Source organism: Neobacillus vireti (genome assembly GCF_036962345.1).
Lineage (GTDB): Bacteria > Bacillota > Bacilli > Bacillales > Cytobacillaceae > Neobacillus > Neobacillus vireti_A.
Genome location: NZ_JBALNB010000007.1, coordinates 120,698 through 139,595, shown reverse-complemented (window position 1 = coordinate 139,595; position 18,898 = coordinate 120,698). Strand labels below are relative to the sequence as shown.

The following is an 18,898-nucleotide window of genomic DNA, read 5'->3' as shown; positions in this document are numbered from 1 at the left end:
AATCAGTCCATTTACAATAATCAGTTATTTGTTAAAATAAGTGAGCTATCACGGCCTTGAATTTGTACATGTGTTATAGATGGTTGTTTACTTAACTTGTCTAAAAGTTGGACGATCGGTGTAGAAGCCGAAAAATATTGACGATACGGACCTGCTTTTCGCATTTCCACAATATCTTTTGTCCCTTTCATGATATAACGCAGCATGAACTCTTCATCTGAGAGTGTCGGACCGCCGAATTGCTCTTTCAATTTTTTGATTGGTATATCTGCAACTGGCTCATAATGTAATTCTTTTGCACGTGGTAAGCTCAAGAATTTATCCTTCAAATTTTGATCCATCATTAAGTAACCTGAATCTTCGCTATAGATACCTGCTGCAAATTGAATCAATTCATCGATAACCACTTTGTAGCGTTCCCCTGTAGCAACATTGATTGCTGCTTGTGTTACCATAAATTGTGAATATGGTGTAATCATTACTGGATAACCTAGTTCTGCACGAATTCGTATGGATTCTTCCACTACTTCATCTACTCTATTCTGAAGATTCATCGCTTGCAGCTGATGGCGCAGATTTGAAATAACACCGCCAGGTACTTGATGTATATATTGCGAGTAATCGTACTCAAGCGGCGCACCGATTGGTAAATTGTCAGTCTTTGCAACCACCATGAGACGCTCTGAAATTCTTTGAATACGTTCGATATCTAAGTTATGATCTAAATTCAAATATTTTGCATTTGCTATTGTTGTCAATACAGATGGCTGTCCTGAACCATTTGCCAATGGTGGAATTCCGGTATGTAGAGTTCGGACACCGAGTTTCATCGCCTCAACATAGAGCTCATCTGCAATTCCTGTCGTACAATGACCATGGAATTCTACAGGAATTCCATTTGAATTTTCGATAATAATAGGTAATAGTCTTCTAAGACTTTCAACCGTCAACAACCCTGCCGCATCTTTAAAATAAATAATATCTGGCTTATTTTTTACTACTTCTTTCGTCTTCTCTGCAAAGTATTCATCTGTATGTCTTGGCGAAATACTGTAGGCAATGGCGTGTGCAATTTCCATTCCTTTACTGCGTAAATAAGGCAGGAACCATGGGAAATCTGTTTTTAAATTTCCAAAAATATTTGCCATGGTCTGTACACGATTCAGTGCTCCCCGTTCAATTAATAAATCATAGAACAGCTTCGCAACAGATGGAGGAGTTTCTAATAGCTCAAAAAGAACAAGTCCTGGTTCACCCATGAATGCTTTTTTCGCATTTGGCATTTTCTCCGCCACTATATCTGCTAACAACCATGGGTCTTCTTTTAATTCACGGGCAATTTTTTTAAAATTGTATGGCATTAATGGAACTTCTACTACCTCAAACCCCGCTTGATCAAGTTCTTCAGCTACTGCCTCTACCATTCCAATTCGAGATTCAGCTGCCCATAAACTTTGGGTTCCATCACGTAAAGTCGTATCCACGAATTTTAGTTCTTTCGTCATTGTTCTCCTCCTCATACTTTAAGCGTTTTCATTCTTAATTTTTTAAAAAACGGAATCTATATTCCGCTTCAATCACATTCTACTAGGTTTTAAAAAGCTGGTCAACCATTTTTTTATCACTATTTTGATTGTTCTAAAAATTTAAAACAAATCAATCCTCTACTTGTTTTTTGCAAAACGGAATATGCACTCCGTTTTCATTACCAATCTACTAGTTTTTTACAAGATAGTCAATCATTTTCCCATTCTCATGTTTTTTTCCATTAAATACTTTATAATAACTATAATTAGGACTCATTAATAATTTTTTGAAGAAGGGAAGCTCAACTGGAATATGGAGAGTGAATTTATCATTACTTCTAAAAGAAGAGATGCCAATAAAAATGCGGTTAAAATTCTTGAAGCTGCGAAAAAAGTTTTCGCCCTAAAGGGTTTAGATACAACAATTGAAGAAATCGCAGTGGAAGCCAATGTAGGTGTAGGAACCGTATATAGACGGTTTAACAATAAGAACCAATTGGCAAACGCAGTTGCCAATGAAGTTCTTGCAGAAACTTACGAAGAACAAGTGGATATTTTGAAATCCAATCTATCAACGGTCGAAAAGGTTAAAAAGATATTTGCCTGCTATGCAAAAATCTCTCAAAAGTATGGAAACATCCATCCTATGATTGTTGATTTATTAGTTTCAAAGGAAAATGATGAAGAGTTTAAACAAACCTTTTTATTAGGATTAAAAAATCTACATACTGAGATTATTATAAATGGACAAAAGGAAAATATTTTTAGAGAGGTTGATCCTAGATTACTTGAAATTTTCCTTCAAAATATGATAAACCCTCAAATGACCAAACAAATAGCGGAAATTTTACCATTAGACGAGGCTGCGAGTTTCTTAGCGGATTTGGCTCTCAACGGACTGCTAAAAAAAAATAATTAGTACTACTCCTTTAAAGCAATTATGACCATCCTTCAAGGGTGGTTATTTTTTGTTAAAAACAAATAACCTATATATACTATGGTTAGCCCATGCTCTTGGCAATCTAACCGCAGCATTTCTACTAATAAACTTTATTTAGCCCTCTATTCACTTTAAACAAAAAACACTCACAAATATTGATGTATCAAACATTTGTGAGTGTTTAAAAGTTTTTAAAATAAATTCAGCATGTGTTTGGACGGCGTATACTATAATCGCCTGCGAACCTTCTTAATCAATAGCCAATACCACTTTGTCAGCCTCAGGAATAAGACATAAACTTTTTACTTTCTCATCAATACTAATAGTAAAAGATGTGTCTGAGTTAATATTGTTTAATTTTCTAATTTCAACGGGTATATGGACGGTGCCCGATCGGCTATAAATACACTTATTTTCTTGTTCGAATCCTTCTCTACTTGTTAATACAATTTTTTTACCGTCTAAAAAAATATTAATAAAATCACCTACTTTGATATTTAGTATCTTAGCTACAGTTTTTGGAAGGTAAATTTGTCCAGTTTTTCTTAATTTTACTTTCTTCAATTTAATCACTCCCTAGTTGATATCACTAACGGGAATTATAAAATCATCCAAGTATCCTTTACGTTCATGATGAAGATGACCATAAAAAACATAATCAAAATGATCGTTTTTGCATTTTAGTATGAACTTAAGCAAGAATATAGGTGTTTAATGTTTCTAGAGTGAGATCAATAATTAATTTAATTTAACCTTCTTGCGTTTATTACTGACCGTTTCACGTATGCTACACGGCAGTAGTAATGTTCCATACAAATGGATCATTCATTCGATTCCAATTTTGTGTCATCTCTTCTTCAGTCAATAAACAGTGATCTAACGTACTTTTCACAACGTCTTTATCCATGCCGATTCCGATTAAAACGAGTTCATTTTTCCTATCTCCAAACTTTTCATCCCAACTTTCTTTTAAAGCAGGGTCTTCCTGAAAATACTGGGCTTGTTGCTCTTGGGACAAGGATGCAATCCAATAGGAAACTGGCTCTAATTGGACTGATGTACCTGCTTGCGAGAATAGTAAAGCAAGGTCATTTCTGGTTGCACACCATACGATTCCCTTTGCCCTCACTATTTCTTCTGGCATTTCTTCCACCCAGCGATTAAATCTTTCAGAATGAAATGGAACCGAGCTTCTATAAACGAAGGAGCTTATCCCATACTCTTCCGTTTCCGGTGTATGCTCCGGTGCCTCCAATTCTTTTAACCAACCGGCAGATTCGCTTGCCGTTTCAAAATCAAACAAACCCGTATTCAAAACCTCTGTTGGAGGAATTTTTCCTTTTATAGAACGATGAATTTTCGCTGAAGGCTGCAGCTTTCTTAAAAAAGCCTCCAGCTTTTTTAATTGTTCCTCTTCAAGTAAATCGCATTTATTAAGAATCAGAACATCACAAAACTCAATTTGGTCTATTAATAGGTCCGCTACAGTTCGGTCATCCTCTTCACCAGCAGCCTGGCTTCTTTCCAAAAGGAGGTCCCCCGATGCAAAATCATGCCAAAATCTATTGGAATCCACTACTGTAACCATGGTATCGAGTCTACAAAGCTTTGTTAGATCAATCCCCAACTCTTCATCTATGTAAGAAAAAGTTTGAGCAACCGGAACTGGCTCACTTATACCTGTTGATTCAATCACAATGTAATCAATATTTCCGTTCTCAACGAGCCTTTCCACTTCCATTAAGAGATCTTCTCTTAATGTACAGCAAATACACCCATTTGAAAGTTCTACAAGCTTTTCTTCCGTTCTGTTTAGCCCCCCGCCTTGTTTAATCAGTTCAGCATCCACATTAATTTCGCTCATGTCATTGACAATAACTGCCACTTTTAAGCCTTCACGGTTTTGGAGAATATGATTTAATAATGTTGTCTTACCTGCTCCTAAATATCCACTTAAAACAGTTACTGGTATTTTTGTGTCTTTCATCGTATTCCTTCCTTTCGTTTTAATCGTAATTATTACGATTTGCAAACTGCATTTCTCCTTATCTAAGCGAGAATTTTCCCCATTTTCCTTTAGACCTATTTCCTTTTCCCAAATTCCTACTTTGTTTCTCTATGTATGGTGTATCGTTTTAATCGAGGAGAATATTTCTTCAGCTCGAGTCTATCCGGATTATTTCGTTTGTTCTTTGTTGTGATATAATTTCTGTCGCCAGTTTCAGTACATTGCAAGGTTATATTTACACGCATATGACATTGTCCTCCTTTTTATTTTAGGTTTCAAATCGAAATTGTTACGATTTGGACTTTATCAAAATTTCTTTTTTCTGTCAAGCGGAAAACCTACATCCTTCTTTTTTTTAAAAAATAAATCGTAATGATTCCTAAATTCATTTACAATCGCATAGATTTATTTTAGAATGTAAAACGTAATGATTTCGTTTTATTACAAACTATCATTTTTTAAAAAGGAGCAAAACTATGAAAATATCAACACTTATATCTACCTCTATTCTAGCTTTTAGCCTTTTGTTAACTGGTTGTGGATCCCAAGAAGTTATAAAAACCGAAGAAGAAAATAATGTTAAAGACACTCTAACCGTGTTTACTACCATTTATCCGCTTGAAGATTTCACAAGAAAAATTGCCGGTGACTATGTCGAAGTAAAAAGTATCTATCCTCCTAACGTGGATGCGCATTCCTATGAGCCTTCAACAAAAGACATGTTTCAACTTGCCAATTCCGATTTATTTATCTATACAGGAGTTGGAATTGAAGGGTTTGCAGAAAAAGCATCTGAAGCCTTAGTAAAGGAAAACGTACAAGTTTTAAAAGCTGCGCAAGGAATCGCTCTCATCGAATCTGCTGATGAGCATCATCATGAAGGTGAAGAAGGTCACTCGGAAAGCGAATCCCATGAGGATGAAAACACAGAATCTGAGGTCCATGAAGAAGAAAATGGTGCCCATGGTGACTTAGATCCCCATGTATGGTTAGATCCTATCCTTTCTATTGATCTAGCAAATAACATAAAAAATTCTTTGAGTAACTTATTGCCAGAACATGCATCAGAGTTCGAAGCTAATTTTAATCTACTAAAAAGTGAATTAGAAAAGCTAGATCAAGAATTTAAAACAACGATTGAAAGCGCAAAAACGAAGGAATTATTAGTTGCACATGCAGCTTATGGATATTGGGAAGCGCGTTATGGCATTGAAGAGATTGCTATATCAGGTCTATCACCTACACAGGAACCCTCTCAGAAAGAGTTGCAAACAATTATTGAGGAATCTACAGAACACAATATTCATTATGTGATTTTTGAGCAGAATGTTTCACCAAAAGTAGCTAAAATCATTCAAGATGAAATAGGGGCAAAGTCACTAACTCTCCATAATCTTGAAGCGATTACAGATGAGAACATAAAGCAAAAAGATGATTACTTTAGCATCATGCGCAGGAATTTAGAAACTTTAGAAACAGCATTAAATGAATAAGATATCCAATCCCTACCATAATGTTTTGGCAGGGATTCCTTTTACATAATAGGTACATTTTCAAATCATTTATACATAATCTATTAGATGTACTTATATATTCTATTAAATACTACATTTATGGGAGGTAATTATGCAGCGTATTTTCCGCACTAATATCATAGATATTACAGGTATAATCCTTATCGGTTTAGCCCTGCTGCTTGTTTCTTTCAGTACTAGTTTTAAACTTTCATTCGAGCTGCCTCAGTCTTTGTTAAATCTAAACACGATATTTCTAAGTATTTTAATAGAGGCACTTCCTTTTGTTTTAATTGGAGTCCTCATCGCAGGTGTGATTCAAATTTTTGTAACCGAAGAACATATTCGACGCTGGATTCCAAAAAATAAGTATTTGGCGATCATCATGAGTTGTGTTATAGGAGCCCTCTTTCCAGCATGCGAATGTGGAATTGTACCCATTGTCCGTCGTCTCGTAGGAAAAGGTGTACCCATTCATGCGGCCATAGGATTTATGCTAACAGGTCCTCTTATTAATCCCATTGTCATAGCCTCTACATTTATGGCATTTGGGAACGATTTTAAGATTGCGGGATTAAGAATGGGTTTAGGTTTTTTTATCGCTATTATGGTTGCTTTTGTTGTCAGCTTGATATTTAAAGGAAATCAATTTAAATCCACCATCCCTACAGGCCCCTCTCACTCCCATTCTAAAAAGGAACCTTTTACAAATAGATTTTGGGAGATGCTGACCCATTCGATTGATGAGTTTTTTGATATGGGGAAGTATCTAGTTATGGGAGCATTTTTAGCTGCTTTTGTTCAAACCTATATGCCGGCAAAAGCTCTATTGGAAGCTGGAAGCGGAACTGTATCTTCTATCGGTATCATGATGGGATTAGCTTACTTTTTATCACTATGTTCTGAAGCAGATGCATTTATTGGTGCTTCCTTTAGCAGTATTTTCCCAACTTCAGCTATTTTAGGATTTTTGGTATTCGGTCCAATGATGGATTTAAAAAATACCCTTATGATGCTTAGCGTATTTCGAGTGAAGTTTGTTATGGGTGTTTTGGCGTTAATTATATCGATTGTCTTCATTACGATGATGCTTGTACAAAGCTTTATTTAGGGGGAAGAGGCGTGAAATTCCATTTTCAACAGGCTGTCCGAGCGTTTATTTTACTGGCATTTTCAGTTTTACTATTGAAACTGCATTTTAGCGGCGAAATGACAAAGTTTATTAATCCAAAATATGAGGGTTTAAGCCAGTCCGCTTCTGTATTATTTTTAATTTTGTTTATTATCCAAACCACAAGAATATGGACGGTAAAAGAAACTAGCCATCATCATCATTGCCATCACGATGATCATGACCATAACTGTAGCCATGATCATGGTGATTCTCCTTTTAATATAAGAAAATTAATCGCATATCTAGTTATTGTTTTTCCGTTGGTCACCGGATTCCTGCTCCCTGCAAAGGTCCTGGACGCCTCCATTGCTGAAAAAAAAGGAGGTATGGCTGTTATAATGAATCAAACGCAAAAACAAGAGCAAAAGACAACTCCGACCACTAATGATGCAGGAGAACCATCTATTGAAGAGAATCTTATCAATCAATCTCGTTTGAGTGTTCCAAAAGTCTATACAAAAGAAGAATATGAACAATTACAACAGCAACTGCAACAAAGTTCAATTATCGAGATGAACGATGATCTTTTTTCTAGCTATTACGATGAAATCAATATGGACTTCGATAAATATAGAGGTAGAGAGATCAAGATAAAGGGCTTTGTTTATAAAGAAGAAGGGCTTCAAAAGGATCAGCTGGTGATAGCGAGATTTATGATTACTCATTGTGTTGCTGATGCAGGCATTATTGGGTTTATATCAGAATTGCCAGAGGCCTCATCTCTTGAAATGAATACATGGATTGATGTTGAAGGGGTTTTGGACACGACAACCTATAATGGAACCGAACTTCCCATCATAAAAATTACCAATTGGAAAAAAATTAAGGAACCTAAAGAACCCTATCTTTACCCTGTTAGTGTGAAAATACTCTAGAATATGAAAGAATTAAGCCTTAGTTCATATTGAACTAAGGCAATTCGTAAATGAGATAGGAAAACTTCACATAAAAACAAGTCTATTCCCTTATCATGATAATCATCCAAAAAACAATGAGTCAAATTCTTCCCTGCTTATAACACCCCGCTTGGCTGGAAAACTCGTAAATACACCCTGAACCCTTCGCACCCTTTTGAATAAAAAACACCTTCGTCCGTAATTAGTAGTTATACATATCTTTTGACTTTCAACTTTTTTAACGTTACAATGGTAATAATATAAATGAACGTGATTCTCCAAAGGGGAGTAGCTTTAACAACAAAGTCGTCATTCCGGGATGAGAGTCCCCGGCTTTGTTGGCAATGTCAATTGCTAGCGAGACCTTTACCAGTATACTTGGTAAAGGTCTCTTTTTATTTTTAAAAACCTTTACTACAATAGTAAAGGTTTTTTCACTTTCGGGAACGTTATTAATTTATATATTTAAACATATTGATAGATAGGAGTGAAGTATATTGTTTCGAAAACGTAAAGAGGCTATGTCTTCCATACCCCATGTAACTATGTGGGCAATTACTGGCCTGTTATTTTCTACTATTTGTTTATACATATATAGTAGTTTATCAACCGATTTTATAGAAAAGAAGCCATTCCTATTTGATCAGAACTTTATTGATACTATCGGATCTTATTCTTCACCAACAATTGATGGATTCATGCTGTTTGTGACGGAAATGGGCTCCAAGTTTATGCTTAGTATTCTTCTCGTAATTAGTATGATTTGGCTATTCGTGAAACGTAAAGATGTTTGGGGAATGCGATTGTACTTCATTACTGTAGCAGGCGGAGGTCTATTAAATCTTTTGTTAAAGAACTTTTTTGAGAGAGAACGTCCCAACATCAATCGAATCATCGAGGCGGATGGATTTAGTTTTCCAAGCGGGCATTCCATGGGCAGTATGACATATTACGGGTTTTTAGGCTATTTAGTATTGCGAAGTAAACGAAAGCCTTTTTCAAAGTTAGGCTTGGGAATTTTGCTTTCTCTCGTTATTTTATTAATTGGTATCAGTCGCATTTACCTGGGAGTGCATTATCCTTCTGATGTGCTGGCAGGATTTATAGCTGGAAGTGTTTGGCTAGTGATATGTATTTCTTTACTAGAAATCATCTATTTATATAAGGAAAATAGACATAAACTTACCAAAAGACTAAATGCAAAAACGGAAATATCTCATTAGATAACGGATGAAATGAACGATTTTGATTGTACAAGCTGTAGGCAAATTGTAAGCAGCAGGAAAACTTAGTAGAGTTCACTAGATATTTAAACTATCGTTTATATAAGTATATAAATTTGGAGTTGCGCCAATAACAAGTAACGAAAAACCTTCAAAGGAGAGGATAATCATGAAAGAGGATTGGATATTTGCTGATAAAAATTTATCAGAAATCTCGATTTCATCAAACCCAAACAACGAACCTGTTTCGATCCATGGATCATCTAATCATTTAAGGTGTATGGGTATAGGGACGGATGCAGCTGTATTTCAATCCCTTGAAAATCCAGCCTATGCATTTAAAATGTATGCGGATGATAAAATCGCTAAAATTCAAATAGAAAAGAAAGTCTATGAATTATTAAATGACTCCCCCTATTTTTCAACATGTTTTGGTTTCAAAGATAATTACCTTGTTCTAAATTTCGAGGAAGGAATCACTTTATATGATTGTTTACTTCAAGGTATACCGATTCCAAAACAGATTATAAAAGATGTTGACCATGCAAGAGAGTATGCGCGTCAAAAAGGATTAAATCCTCGTGACATCCATTTGAAAAATGTTTTTCTACAAAATGGCAGAGCAAAAATAATTGATGTTTCCGAATATGTTCAACCCGGAAATGATTTAAGATGGGAGCATTTAAAAAAAGCATATGATCAGTATTACCATTTAATTGAGGGGAAACCAATTCCACTCAGATTAATGGAAATGATTCGAAAAAGATATAATCAGAGGAATAATTACTCTATACTTGCTGAAGAGTTTATAGGTAGTAAATTTCTTACAACGTTTTGGAAATAAGAGGATCATTTTTCATAAGTAATTTAGTTTTTCAGCCACCGGGTGAACCAGCCCGGTCCTTTTTTTGTTTAAAGAACATCCGAAATTTTGTGTTTTATGCTATTTACTCCTTTGTAATATTTTGGGTACATTTGACCACCACACTTCTCACATTAATAACATTGGCGGTGTCGTTGGATTCCCATCAATTATATATGTCTACACAGAAAAAGAGTTTTTCTTTTAAGAGAAACTCTTTTTAAGTAATTACTTATCATTACCTTTGTCAAACCTAAATAAAAAGAACGAAATTAACCCAGAAAAGATTCCTGCACCTATTGAAATCATTATTCTGGTCATCAAGTTAATTTCGGAGTAGTCCTTCTCAAGCATCCACATCGCTATTACCATAACAATAATCATAATGGGAATGGTAATGGGAAATTTTTTCATATTATTCTACCTTTCATCCTGAAGTCTCCCTCTAGTATACAACAATAAATATTACAGTACCAATGAGATAAAACTACTGGGATATTCCTGAGAGTTCGTTAGTCCATTTACATTCTTTTTCAAGATATCCAATGCTTTCTCTATGCTAAAATAGCATTTTAAGTAAATACTCAGCGTCATCTCCAACACCTTGGAGTAAGGCTGAACCTCTCCGATATTGCCATGGCAGCCCTAAAAAGCAGAGTCCCTTCATGGATGTAATGCCCCTATTATGAATCGGCATCCCTTTTTCGCTAAAAACCGAAGGAATCTTAATCCAGGAATAATCTGACTGGAACCCATTGGACCAAATGACATTTGATACTTCTATACGAGTAGCATCTTCAAAGGATACATGATTTCTATCAGCTGACGTTACTCTTGGTTTTAGAATAATATCCCCAATTTTGAGCTGTGACTTAAGCTCTAAACCAAAAATCGGATCAGGCTTGTTCTTGATAAATTGGCCCATTTTACTATTTACATTTGCTTTTAAAACTCCAAATCTATCAAACCACCAAAATATACTTTTGGAACATATATCCTGTGGCAAAAATCTTAATGGCTGGCCAACTGACAGATAAACTTTTCTTCCTCGTGAGATTTCAACTGCTATTTGTGCCCCCGAGTTCCCTGCTCCAACTACCAGTGTCGGTCCATCCTGTAATTGATTAGGATTTTTATAGTTAGATGAATGAAGTTGAAGAATGTTTTCCGATAGAAGTTGTGAAAATTTTGGAATGAATGGTTCTTGAAAAGGACCTGTTGCTACAATCACATTTTTACTTTTGATTTCACCCTGGGTGGTTGACAATTTAAAACACTCTTCTTCTTTTTCCAACTTTGTCGCAAAGGTATTATGCTGAATGGGAAGTAAAAATGTTTTTGCGTACAAAGACAAATAATCACCAATTTCATCTTTGGCAGGGTACTGTTTCTCCTTCCCATGTAAAGCTAAACCTGGGAGTGAACTATATGTACGGGGTGTAAACAAAGTTAAGGAGTCATACCTATTTCTCCAGCTCTCTCCAATTTCACTTCCTTTATCTACTATTAGGAAAGATAAATTCGTTTGTTTCAAATAATATCCCATTGCAAGCCCTGCTTGACCTGCACCGATAACAAGAACATCGTAAATTATTGCTCTCCCCCCTCATCTTGACAAAAGACTTCCTTAACAAAATAGGGAAGCCTTAAATAGTATTATGAAGATTTTGGAAGAATACATTGCATAGCTCTAATAATTGAATGATTTGCCAAGGGATCTCACACCTGGCTTTCTAATACTTATTACTTACCAGTTTCGGCAAATTGTTTGATTCGATCTCCAATTTCATCACGAACTCGCTGGAAAAATGTCCATTTTTCTTCGTCAGTTCCTTGTGCTTTGGCAGGATCATCGAATCCCCAATGTACTCTTTTCACATTTGGTGGTGTAATGGGGCATTTATCTGCGGCATCTCCACATAAAGTAACAACCAAATCAGCATGATTTAGAATTTCGGCATCGATTATATCTGAAGTTTGACTTGAAATATCAATTCCAGCTTCTTTCATCGCCTTTACTGCATTCGGATTTAATCCATGTGCTTCAATCCCAGCACTTTGTACTTCCCACTCATCACCTAAATGTTTCTTTGCCCATCCTTCTGCCATTTGGCTTCGGCAAGAATTACCTGTACAAAGAAAATATATTGATTTTTTTGACATGCTCTATTCTCCTTTTGTCAATTAATTTTTATAATATTAACAGCCAAATATAAAGACCTACTAATGTAATGAACAGTGTTGGTATTGTTAACACAATACCTGTTTTAAAGTACGTTCCCCAAGAGATTTTTACCCCTTTAAGAGATAAAACGTGTAACCATAATAAGGTCGCAAGTGAACCAATCGGAGTTATCTTAGGACCCAAATCTGACCCAATTACATTGGCATAAATAAGCGCTTCTCTTACTACACCACTTGTATTGGTGTCTGCAATCGCTAATGCATCAATCATCACCGTTGGCATGTTATTCATGATAGAAGAAAGGATGGCAGCGATGAAACCCATCCCAATTGTAGCTGCGAATAGACCTTGATCAGCAGTTACTTGAATTAAATCTGCTAAAACATTCGTTAAACCAACATTTCTTAATCCATACACCACCACATACATTCCAATTGAGAAGAATACAATTGCCCAGGGTGCTCCTTTGATCACTTTCTTTGTTTCAATCGCAGGACTTCTTCTTCCCATAAATAAAAAGAAAACAGCCACAATACCAGCAATAATAGAAACTGGTATATTTAAAAACTCACTTAGGAAATACCCGATTAAAAGAATCCCTAACACGACCCAGGACAACCGAAACATTCTTATATCTCGAATGGCTTCAACTGGCTTCTTTAATTGTGTCAAATCATATTGCTTTGGAATGTTTTTTCGGAAATATAGAAATAACACAAGAATACTTGCCCCTAATGAAAACAAGTTAGGAACAATCATTCTTGAAGCAAACTCAGCAAATCCGATTCCAAAAAAGTCTGCAGATACAATGTTTACTAAATTACTGACAACGAGTGGCAGCGATGTTGTATCTGCAATAAAACCACTTGCGATAATAAATGGAAAAACCATTTTTTCTTCAAATTTTAAGTTTCTCACCATTGCTAAAACGATCGGAGTTAATATAAGAGCAGCTCCATCATTAGCAAAAAATGCGGCCACCAAGGCACCTAATATCGAAACATAAACAAACATAAGAACACCATTACCCTTTGCTGCTTTTGCCATATGAAGAGCAGCCCACTCAAAAAATCCGATTTCGTCCAAAATGAGTGAAATAATAATAATGGCAACAAATGCTAACGTTGCATTCCAAACGATGGATGTTACATCAAGTACATCATCAAAATCTACTACTCCTACAATAAGTGCTAGGATTGCTCCACCACAGGCAGACCAGCCAATCGACAATCCTTTCGGCTGCCATATTACTAAAATAAGTGTTAATAAGAAAATCACAGATGCTAAAATAACTGATATCAATGTGCTACCCCCAAATTAATCAAAACGAGATATGTAACCACGGTTCCTAGCTAACATCCACACTGAAGTGTCGGATTCGCTTTTTCGATCATTTTAATTTTATCTGTCTGCTCTGGTACATGTTCCAAAATATCTTCAATAAGTCCATAGAACTCACTCTGAGTGTTCATTGAATAATATATCCATTGGCCCCTGCGTTCTTCCTTAACCATTCCTGCATCCTTTAACTTGCGAAGATGCTGGCTGATAGAAGGCTGACTCATTTCAAAAACTTCAAGAAATTCACATACACAGCACTCACGTTGCTTTAAAATCCCCATAATGGTTAAACGCGTTTTATCACCTAATAATTTCAAAACATTTGCAGTCCGCTCTAATTCAACGGTAGATTTCAACACAGAAGCACCTCCTCACGGTATATAAGCAAATAAGAATTTGCTTATATAGATTCCAACTATATTTTTTAAGTTGTGTTTTATCGAGTATATTTATTCAATTACATGGCTATTAAAATTCCATTCAAATTGATATATAGCTATTTGCTTATATACTAGAACAAAAAACAATAGAAATCAACCGTTTCTTGTAAAGATATTGTAAAAATAAAAGATTGATAACCGTAGCTATCAATCTCATTTAAGAGTTTACAATAACTTCTCCATTGCCATTACATCAACGAATTCACCATCTAAAATCCCTTGGTTTTCAAATACCCCTACAACACGAAATCCCATTTTTTTATATAAACCTTGCCCTAATTGATTAAAAGGGAAGGTAAATAGGATGATTTTATGAAATCCATTTTCTTTGGCTAGTGTTTCAAGGTTTGCTAGAAGCTTCTGTCCAACACCTTGACCTCTATAATCCCTGGAAATATAGACCGATAGATCTGCCACCCCGCCATATGCACTTCGGTTGTTATATTGATTTAAAGAAGCCCACCCTACTACTTTTCCTTCAATTTCAGCGACAATTACTGAAAAACGGCCTTTATGATTTTCATTCCAACTCATTATATAGGAGTAATTTTTAGTTTCAACTTCTAATGTTGCTATTCTGTCCTCTATGCCTTGATTATAAATTTCTAGTATGGAATTTAAATCAGATTCTATTGATTTTCTTATAACTATATCTTGCAACAACAGTGTACCCTCCACACGTTATATTCTTTGTCCCCAGTAATGATCATTTTACTACAAACAGCCTTGATATATTATTGACACTAGTTTCCGCACAATTCTAATTAGGGAAGGTAAATTTTTATTATTAACTAGCCTTCACTTCGATAGAGGAACGTTTTGTTTGTTTCTTCCAAAACAATGTTATCACGATTCCCAGAGCTAATATGACAGTCGCAAAGTAGTAAGGGTAGTTAATATCTATATCAAATAAAATCCCCCCTAGAATGGGCCCGCTAATATTCGCTAAACTGGTAAACATCGAGTTCATTCCTCCAACAAACCCTTGTTCATTTCCAGCGATATTTGAAAGATAGGAAGTTACTGCTGGTCGGAATAAATCGAATCCTACAAAAACAATAAAGGTAACAAGTAAAATAGAGAAATACGAATGAACAACGGTCATTAAAAAGACCAGCACGGCAGATAAAAGTAAGCTGTAGCGGATCAGTTTAATTTCACCCCAAATTCGCGTAAGTCTATCAAATAAAATGACTTGTGAAACTGCACCAATAATAGCACCACCTGTGATAACAATGGCTATATCCGATGGTTTAAATTGAAATTTGTGGTCAACAAATAAACTAAAGAACGATTCAAAAGCTGCTAAACCAAATGAGCCAATAAAAATTAAAACAAATGCTAGGAAATATTTTGGTTCAAGTACACGTTTGAAACTATTCTTCGTTTCTGAGACTTGTTCATTATTTTCCCCTGGACGATTTGGCTCAGATAATAAAATAATCGAAAGAATACCAGCGATTGTACCAAGTGCACCTGCGAATAAAAATGGTACACGTGTTCCAAATTCGGCTAAGAATCCACCAATACCCGGACCAATGATAAATCCGGTACTAATAGCAGCTGACATATAACCAAGTGCTTTGGGACGAGTATCCAAAGTTGTGATATCTGCAATATAAGCAGTAACTGCCGGCATAATGAAGGCAGCGCTAATTCCACCTAAAATACGGGAGAAAAATAACATTTCTATTTCTTTGCCGATTCCAAATAAAAATTCAGATATGCCGAAAATAAATAAGCCAATGACAATCATAATTTTCCTGCCGAATTGATCCACTGCTTTCCCTGCAAATGGTGAAACAATCAATTGAGCAATGGCGAAAGCGGCTGTTAAATAACCAATGGTTGTTCCTGTTATGCCTAATTCATTCATCAGCGTTGGTAAAACTGGAATCACAAGTCCAATCCCCAAAAAAGCTATGAATAAATTCAGTAATAATAATCCTAAAGTGACTTTTTGAGACTTCATCTTCTATATTCTCCTTAACCAAACACTTGTTGTTTACAATCCCCATCCTAGTGTATATAGTTACTATATAGTCAAGGGTGGTGCTGTAAAAAATGAATCAAAAGACTGGGAAATATTTAACTACGGGCGAATTTGCGAAGCTTTGTAAAGTAAACAAACAGACTCTCTTTTATTATGATCAAATTGGACTCTTATCGCCGATATTGAAAAATGAAAAAGGGTACCGTTATTATTCAATTCACCAAATCGAGTTATTCTTTGTTATCGATTTATTAAAAGATCTTGATATGTCGCTTAACGATATTCAACTCTATATGCAAACGAAATCTCCTGAAAGTTATTTGTCGTTAATGTATCAAAAGAAAGATGAGATTGTGAAAAAGCGTCAGGAGATAGAAATGAAGGAAAAGTTTATCGAGGCACAAATAGCATTAATAGAAGAAGCGTCACACCTTGATTTTCATCAAATTACACTTGAACCATTACCAGAAAAAACACTTTATTTAAGTAGAAACATTGAAAATATAACAGAAGAGGAATTTGTCGAAGTTGTTTCAGACTTTCTAAATGAATTGAACGAATCACATCTTGATACCGGATATCCCATAGGTGTTATCACGAAGCGAGAGCAAGTACTAAAAGGTGAATACACCAATTACAGCTTTTTATATATTGAACAGCCAAATCCAAAAGAAGGACATCCGTATTTTAAAAGTGTTAAGGGTGATTTTATCATCGGCTATCATATCGGGGATGTGCACACCATACATCTCACCTATAACCGGCTTTTTTTAGAGATGGAAAAGTTAAATGTGACGATAGGTGAATATGTTTTCGAAGAATATATCTATGATTCAGTTGTAAAGAATCATAAGGAGGATTATGTCACCAAAATTATGATACAAGTCAAGCAGACATAATCTTCAATCATCCTGCTTGCATGAATAACCTGCTCACGTTAATATTTAAATTTGGTAATACGTTTATGTTATCATGTTTTTCTTTTTCTATTATTAGGGGGAAACGAAATGAATGTCATTGAGGTACAAAATTTACGAAAAGAATTTAATTCCTATTCAAGCCGGCCAGGTTTGGCTGGAGCATTTAGGGATTTATTTACGCGGAATTACAAAGTCCATGCAGCTGTTGATAATATTTCCTTAACGGTTAAACAAGGAGAAATGGTTGGCTATATTGGAGAAAACGGTGCTGGTAAATCAACGACGATAAAAATGTTAACCGGTATTTTAACGCCTACATCCGGTTCCATTATCGTCAATGGGATGAACCCGCATAAGCAGCGGGAAGAATTCGTGCGAACCATTGGCGTGGTGTTTGGTCAGCGTTCACAGCTATGGTGGGATATCGCGGTACAAGAGAGTTTCCGGTTATTAAAAAAGGTATACCGTGTCTCGGATGAAGACTATAACCATCACATGGGCCATGTGATAGAGACGTTAGAAATCGGTCCTTTACTAGATAAACCGGTGCGAAAGCTTTCGCTTGGACAGCGAATGCGCTGTGAATTAGCTGCTGCTCTCGTACATAATCCTCCCCTCCTCTTTTTGGACGAGCCAACGATTGGGCTGGATGTATTGGTGAAATTAAAAATTCGTAAGTTTCTACAGGAAATTAACGAGCAATATAAGACCACCATTCTCTTGACGACACATGACTTAACGGATATTGAAGCCCTTTGTGAACGCGTTGTACTATTAGATGAAGGTAAAATTATCTATGACGGCAAGCTGAATCAACTTCAAGCACATGCGGTGGAAGGAAAACAAATCGAATTTGAATTTTTGTCAGAAGTCCCTCGCAGTTCCCTGCCTCGCACTGAAAATATTCAATGGGAACAAAAGGATGCGACCACCTGGCTCGGGTATATTAATGGGGATGAACAACTTGTATCTAAATTAATAAGTGATGTGGTACAACGAAATCCGATTAAAAATGTCCGAATAAATGAAGTTTCTACCGAAGAGATTGTCCGGAAGATTTATGAAGAAGGAATGGCCCTGACATGAGTATGTATTTAGAAATGATCCGGGTTCGTTTTTTAATGATGCTTGCCTACCGGACAAACTATTATAGCGGGATTTTAATTTATAGTATTAATATAGGAGCTTACTATTTTTTATGGTCTGCAATTTATGGAGGAAAAGAAGAAATTCAAGGATTGTCCGTCATCCAAATGACCACATATTTGGCTGTCGCCTGGATGGCAAGAGCGTTTTATTACAACAATATTGATCGTGAAATTGCAGCTGAAATCAAAGATGGCAAAGTCGCGATTGAAATGATTCGTCCGTATAACTATTTAGGAATGAAAACCATGCAGGCACTCGGGGAAGGAATCTTCCGCTTATTGTTTTTCTCAGTCCCAGGCATGATCATTGTGGCATTAATTTTTCCTGTCCGCTTTGATGCTAGTTTGACAACGTGGATGTTGTTTTTCCTCTCGCTTGTTTTTAGTTTTATTATCAATACTCATATCAACTTATTAACGGGGATTATGACGTTCTTTTTGTTTAATAACACAGGGCTGATTCGGGCAAAACGTGTTGTAATCGATTTGTTCTCAGGTTTGCTGCTGCCAATCTCTTTTTATCCAGGCTGGGCTCAGGACTTGATGTCCTATTTGCCATTTCAAGCAATCAGCTATGTTCCTAGTATGATATTTACAGAAGGGTTTGTCGGTCAGGAGATTTATAACGCCTTGCTCCTGCAAGCGTTCTGGGTTTTCATCTTACTGATTCCGATCTTCCTTTTATGGCTGCTCGCAAAAAAACACTTAATCGTACAAGGGGGCTGACC

At 35.9% G+C, this 18,898-nt stretch carries 20 protein-coding genes; 9 read left to right on the top strand and 11 right to left on the bottom strand.

Translation table 11 applies throughout. From position 1 onward, the window contains the following. Nucleotides 1-20: 20 nt before the first annotated feature. Nucleotides 21-1,505, bottom strand: coding sequence for a hypothetical protein (locus tag V7108_RS08175; RefSeq protein ID WP_335567847.1), 1,485 nt, complete (start codon nucleotides 1,503-1,505; stop codon nucleotides 21-23). Nucleotides 1,506-1,839: 334 nt separating this feature from the next. On the opposite strand from V7108_RS08175, the gene V7108_RS08170 reads away from it, so the two are divergent. After that, nucleotides 1,840-2,445, top strand: a complete 606-nt coding sequence (locus V7108_RS08170) for a TetR/AcrR family transcriptional regulator (RefSeq protein WP_335567846.1) — start codon at nucleotides 1,840-1,842, stop codon at nucleotides 2,443-2,445. Nucleotides 2,446-2,715: 270 nt separating this feature from the next. Here V7108_RS08170 and V7108_RS08165 read toward each other — a convergent pair whose 3' ends face one another. The 3 genes from V7108_RS08165 to rpmG all read right to left on the bottom strand — a co-directional run bounded on the left by V7108_RS08165 (nucleotide 2,716) and on the right by rpmG (nucleotide 4,719). Further along, nucleotides 2,716-3,030 (bottom strand): AbrB/MazE/SpoVT family DNA-binding domain-containing protein, encoded by a 315-nt coding sequence (locus tag V7108_RS08165; protein WP_335567845.1) that lies wholly within the window; start codon nucleotides 3,028-3,030, stop codon nucleotides 2,716-2,718. 223 nt (nucleotides 3,031-3,253) lie between these two features. Then, complete coding sequence (locus tag V7108_RS08160) at nucleotides 3,254-4,453, bottom strand: GTP-binding protein (RefSeq protein ID WP_335568130.1); 1,200 nt, start codon at nucleotides 4,451-4,453, stop codon at nucleotides 3,254-3,256. A gap of 116 nt (nucleotides 4,454-4,569) precedes the next feature. Next, entirely contained in the window at nucleotides 4,570-4,719 is a 150-nt protein-coding gene (gene rpmG / locus V7108_RS08155; RefSeq protein ID WP_335512368.1) for a 50S ribosomal protein L33, read from the bottom strand. 231 nt (nucleotides 4,720-4,950) lie between these two features. Between rpmG and V7108_RS08150 the strand changes: the two genes are divergently transcribed. The 5 genes from V7108_RS08150 to V7108_RS08130 all read left to right on the top strand — a co-directional run bounded on the left by V7108_RS08150 (nucleotide 4,951) and on the right by V7108_RS08130 (nucleotide 10,125). Then, nucleotides 4,951-5,967: a metal ABC transporter solute-binding protein, Zn/Mn family gene (locus tag V7108_RS08150; protein ID WP_335567844.1), complete on the top strand. Its 1,017-nt coding sequence runs from the start codon at nucleotides 4,951-4,953 to the stop codon at nucleotides 5,965-5,967. Nucleotides 5,968-6,100: 133 nt separating this feature from the next. Next, nucleotides 6,101-7,099 (top strand): permease, encoded by a 999-nt coding sequence (locus V7108_RS08145; RefSeq protein WP_335567843.1) that lies wholly within the window; start codon nucleotides 6,101-6,103, stop codon nucleotides 7,097-7,099. Nucleotides 7,100-7,110: 11 nt separating this feature from the next. Further along, a complete protein-coding gene (locus V7108_RS08140; RefSeq protein WP_335567842.1) occupies nucleotides 7,111-8,037 on the top strand; it encodes a TIGR03943 family putative permease subunit in 927 nt (308 codons plus the stop codon). A 518-nt stretch (nucleotides 8,038-8,555) separates the two neighbouring features. Beyond that, nucleotides 8,556-9,281, top strand: a complete 726-nt coding sequence (locus tag V7108_RS08135) for a phosphatase PAP2 family protein (RefSeq protein ID WP_335567841.1) — start codon at nucleotides 8,556-8,558, stop codon at nucleotides 9,279-9,281. 169 nt (nucleotides 9,282-9,450) lie between these two features. Further along, nucleotides 9,451-10,125 carry a serine/threonine protein kinase gene (locus V7108_RS08130; protein WP_335512379.1) on the top strand — a complete coding sequence of 225 codons (675 nt, stop codon included), beginning with the start codon at nucleotides 9,451-9,453 and terminating at the stop codon, nucleotides 10,123-10,125. Nucleotides 10,126-10,371: 246 nt separating this feature from the next. On the opposite strand, the gene V7108_RS08125 is transcribed toward V7108_RS08130, so the two are convergent. The 7 genes from V7108_RS08125 to norA all read right to left on the bottom strand — a co-directional run bounded on the left by V7108_RS08125 (nucleotide 10,372) and on the right by norA (nucleotide 16,081). Next, nucleotides 10,372-10,557, bottom strand: coding sequence for a histidine kinase (locus V7108_RS08125; protein WP_335512381.1), 186 nt, complete (start codon nucleotides 10,555-10,557; stop codon nucleotides 10,372-10,374). 145 nt (nucleotides 10,558-10,702) lie between these two features. Further along, nucleotides 10,703-11,737: a flavin-containing monooxygenase gene (locus V7108_RS08120; RefSeq protein ID WP_335568129.1), complete on the bottom strand. Its 1,035-nt coding sequence runs from the start codon at nucleotides 11,735-11,737 to the stop codon at nucleotides 10,703-10,705. Between the two features lie 149 nt (nucleotides 11,738-11,886). After that, nucleotides 11,887-12,306 (bottom strand): arsenate reductase (thioredoxin), encoded by a 420-nt coding sequence (arsC, locus tag V7108_RS08115; RefSeq protein ID WP_335567840.1) that lies wholly within the window; start codon nucleotides 12,304-12,306, stop codon nucleotides 11,887-11,889. Between the two features lie 28 nt (nucleotides 12,307-12,334). Next, nucleotides 12,335-13,630 (bottom strand): arsenic transporter, encoded by a 1,296-nt coding sequence (locus tag V7108_RS08110; protein WP_335567839.1) that lies wholly within the window; start codon nucleotides 13,628-13,630, stop codon nucleotides 12,335-12,337. A 50-nt stretch (nucleotides 13,631-13,680) separates the two neighbouring features. Continuing rightward, nucleotides 13,681-14,028 carry an ArsR/SmtB family transcription factor gene (locus V7108_RS08105; protein ID WP_335567838.1) on the bottom strand — a complete coding sequence of 116 codons (348 nt, stop codon included), beginning with the start codon at nucleotides 14,026-14,028 and terminating at the stop codon, nucleotides 13,681-13,683. A 246-nt stretch (nucleotides 14,029-14,274) separates the two neighbouring features. Beyond that, nucleotides 14,275-14,769 carry an arsinothricin resistance N-acetyltransferase ArsN1 family A gene (locus V7108_RS08100; protein WP_335568128.1) on the bottom strand — a complete coding sequence of 165 codons (495 nt, stop codon included), beginning with the start codon at nucleotides 14,767-14,769 and terminating at the stop codon, nucleotides 14,275-14,277. Between the two features lie 127 nt (nucleotides 14,770-14,896). Beyond that, nucleotides 14,897-16,081: a multidrug efflux MFS transporter NorA gene (gene norA, locus V7108_RS08095; protein ID WP_335567837.1), complete on the bottom strand. Its 1,185-nt coding sequence runs from the start codon at nucleotides 16,079-16,081 to the stop codon at nucleotides 14,897-14,899. A 92-nt stretch (nucleotides 16,082-16,173) separates the two neighbouring features. Between norA and V7108_RS08090 the strand changes: the two genes are divergently transcribed. The 3 genes from V7108_RS08090 (at nucleotide 16,174) to V7108_RS08080 (ending at nucleotide 18,896) form a co-directional block, all read left to right on the top strand. Further along, a complete protein-coding gene (locus V7108_RS08090) occupies nucleotides 16,174-17,001 on the top strand; it encodes a MerR family transcriptional regulator (protein WP_335567836.1) in 828 nt (275 codons plus the stop codon). Nucleotides 17,002-17,109: 108 nt separating this feature from the next. Further along, nucleotides 17,110-18,108 carry an ABC transporter ATP-binding protein gene (locus V7108_RS08085; RefSeq protein ID WP_335514663.1) on the top strand — a complete coding sequence of 333 codons (999 nt, stop codon included), beginning with the start codon at nucleotides 17,110-17,112 and terminating at the stop codon, nucleotides 18,106-18,108. Then, nucleotides 18,105-18,896, top strand: coding sequence for an ABC transporter permease (locus tag V7108_RS08080; protein WP_335567835.1), 792 nt, complete (start codon nucleotides 18,105-18,107; stop codon nucleotides 18,894-18,896). Before V7108_RS08085 ends, V7108_RS08080 begins: the two co-directional genes overlap by 4 nt. Nucleotides 18,897-18,898 lie beyond the last annotated feature (2 nt).

Excerpts from the sequence above, each read along its gene's own strand:
- V7108_RS08175 (WP_335567847.1), bottom strand. The coding sequence starts at position 1,505 with ATGACGAAAGAACTAAAATTCGTGGATACGACTTTACGTGATGGAACC.
- V7108_RS08170 (WP_335567846.1), top strand. The coding sequence starts at position 1,840 with ATGGAGAGTGAATTTATCATTACTTCTAAAAGAAGAGATGCCAATAAA.
- V7108_RS08160 (WP_335568130.1), bottom strand. The coding sequence starts at position 4,453 with ATGAAAGACACAAAAATACCAGTAACTGTTTTAAGTGGATATTTAGGA.
- rpmG (WP_335512368.1), bottom strand. The coding sequence starts at position 4,719 with ATGCGTGTAAATATAACCTTGCAATGTACTGAAACTGGCGACAGAAAT.
- V7108_RS08150 (WP_335567844.1), top strand. The coding sequence starts at position 4,951 with ATGAAAATATCAACACTTATATCTACCTCTATTCTAGCTTTTAGCCTT.
- V7108_RS08145 (WP_335567843.1), top strand. The coding sequence starts at position 6,101 with ATGCAGCGTATTTTCCGCACTAATATCATAGATATTACAGGTATAATC.
- V7108_RS08130 (WP_335512379.1), top strand. The coding sequence starts at position 9,451 with ATGAAAGAGGATTGGATATTTGCTGATAAAAATTTATCAGAAATCTCG.
- V7108_RS08125 (WP_335512381.1), bottom strand. The coding sequence starts at position 10,557 with ATGAAAAAATTTCCCATTACCATTCCCATTATGATTATTGTTATGGTA.
- arsC (WP_335567840.1), bottom strand. The coding sequence starts at position 12,306 with ATGTCAAAAAAATCAATATATTTTCTTTGTACAGGTAATTCTTGCCGA.
- norA (WP_335567837.1), bottom strand. The coding sequence starts at position 16,081 with ATGAAGTCTCAAAAAGTCACTTTAGGATTATTATTACTGAATTTATTC.
- V7108_RS08090 (WP_335567836.1), top strand. The coding sequence starts at position 16,174 with ATGAATCAAAAGACTGGGAAATATTTAACTACGGGCGAATTTGCGAAG.
- V7108_RS08085 (WP_335514663.1), top strand. The coding sequence starts at position 17,110 with ATGAATGTCATTGAGGTACAAAATTTACGAAAAGAATTTAATTCCTAT.
- V7108_RS08080 (WP_335567835.1), top strand. The coding sequence starts at position 18,105 with ATGAGTATGTATTTAGAAATGATCCGGGTTCGTTTTTTAATGATGCTT.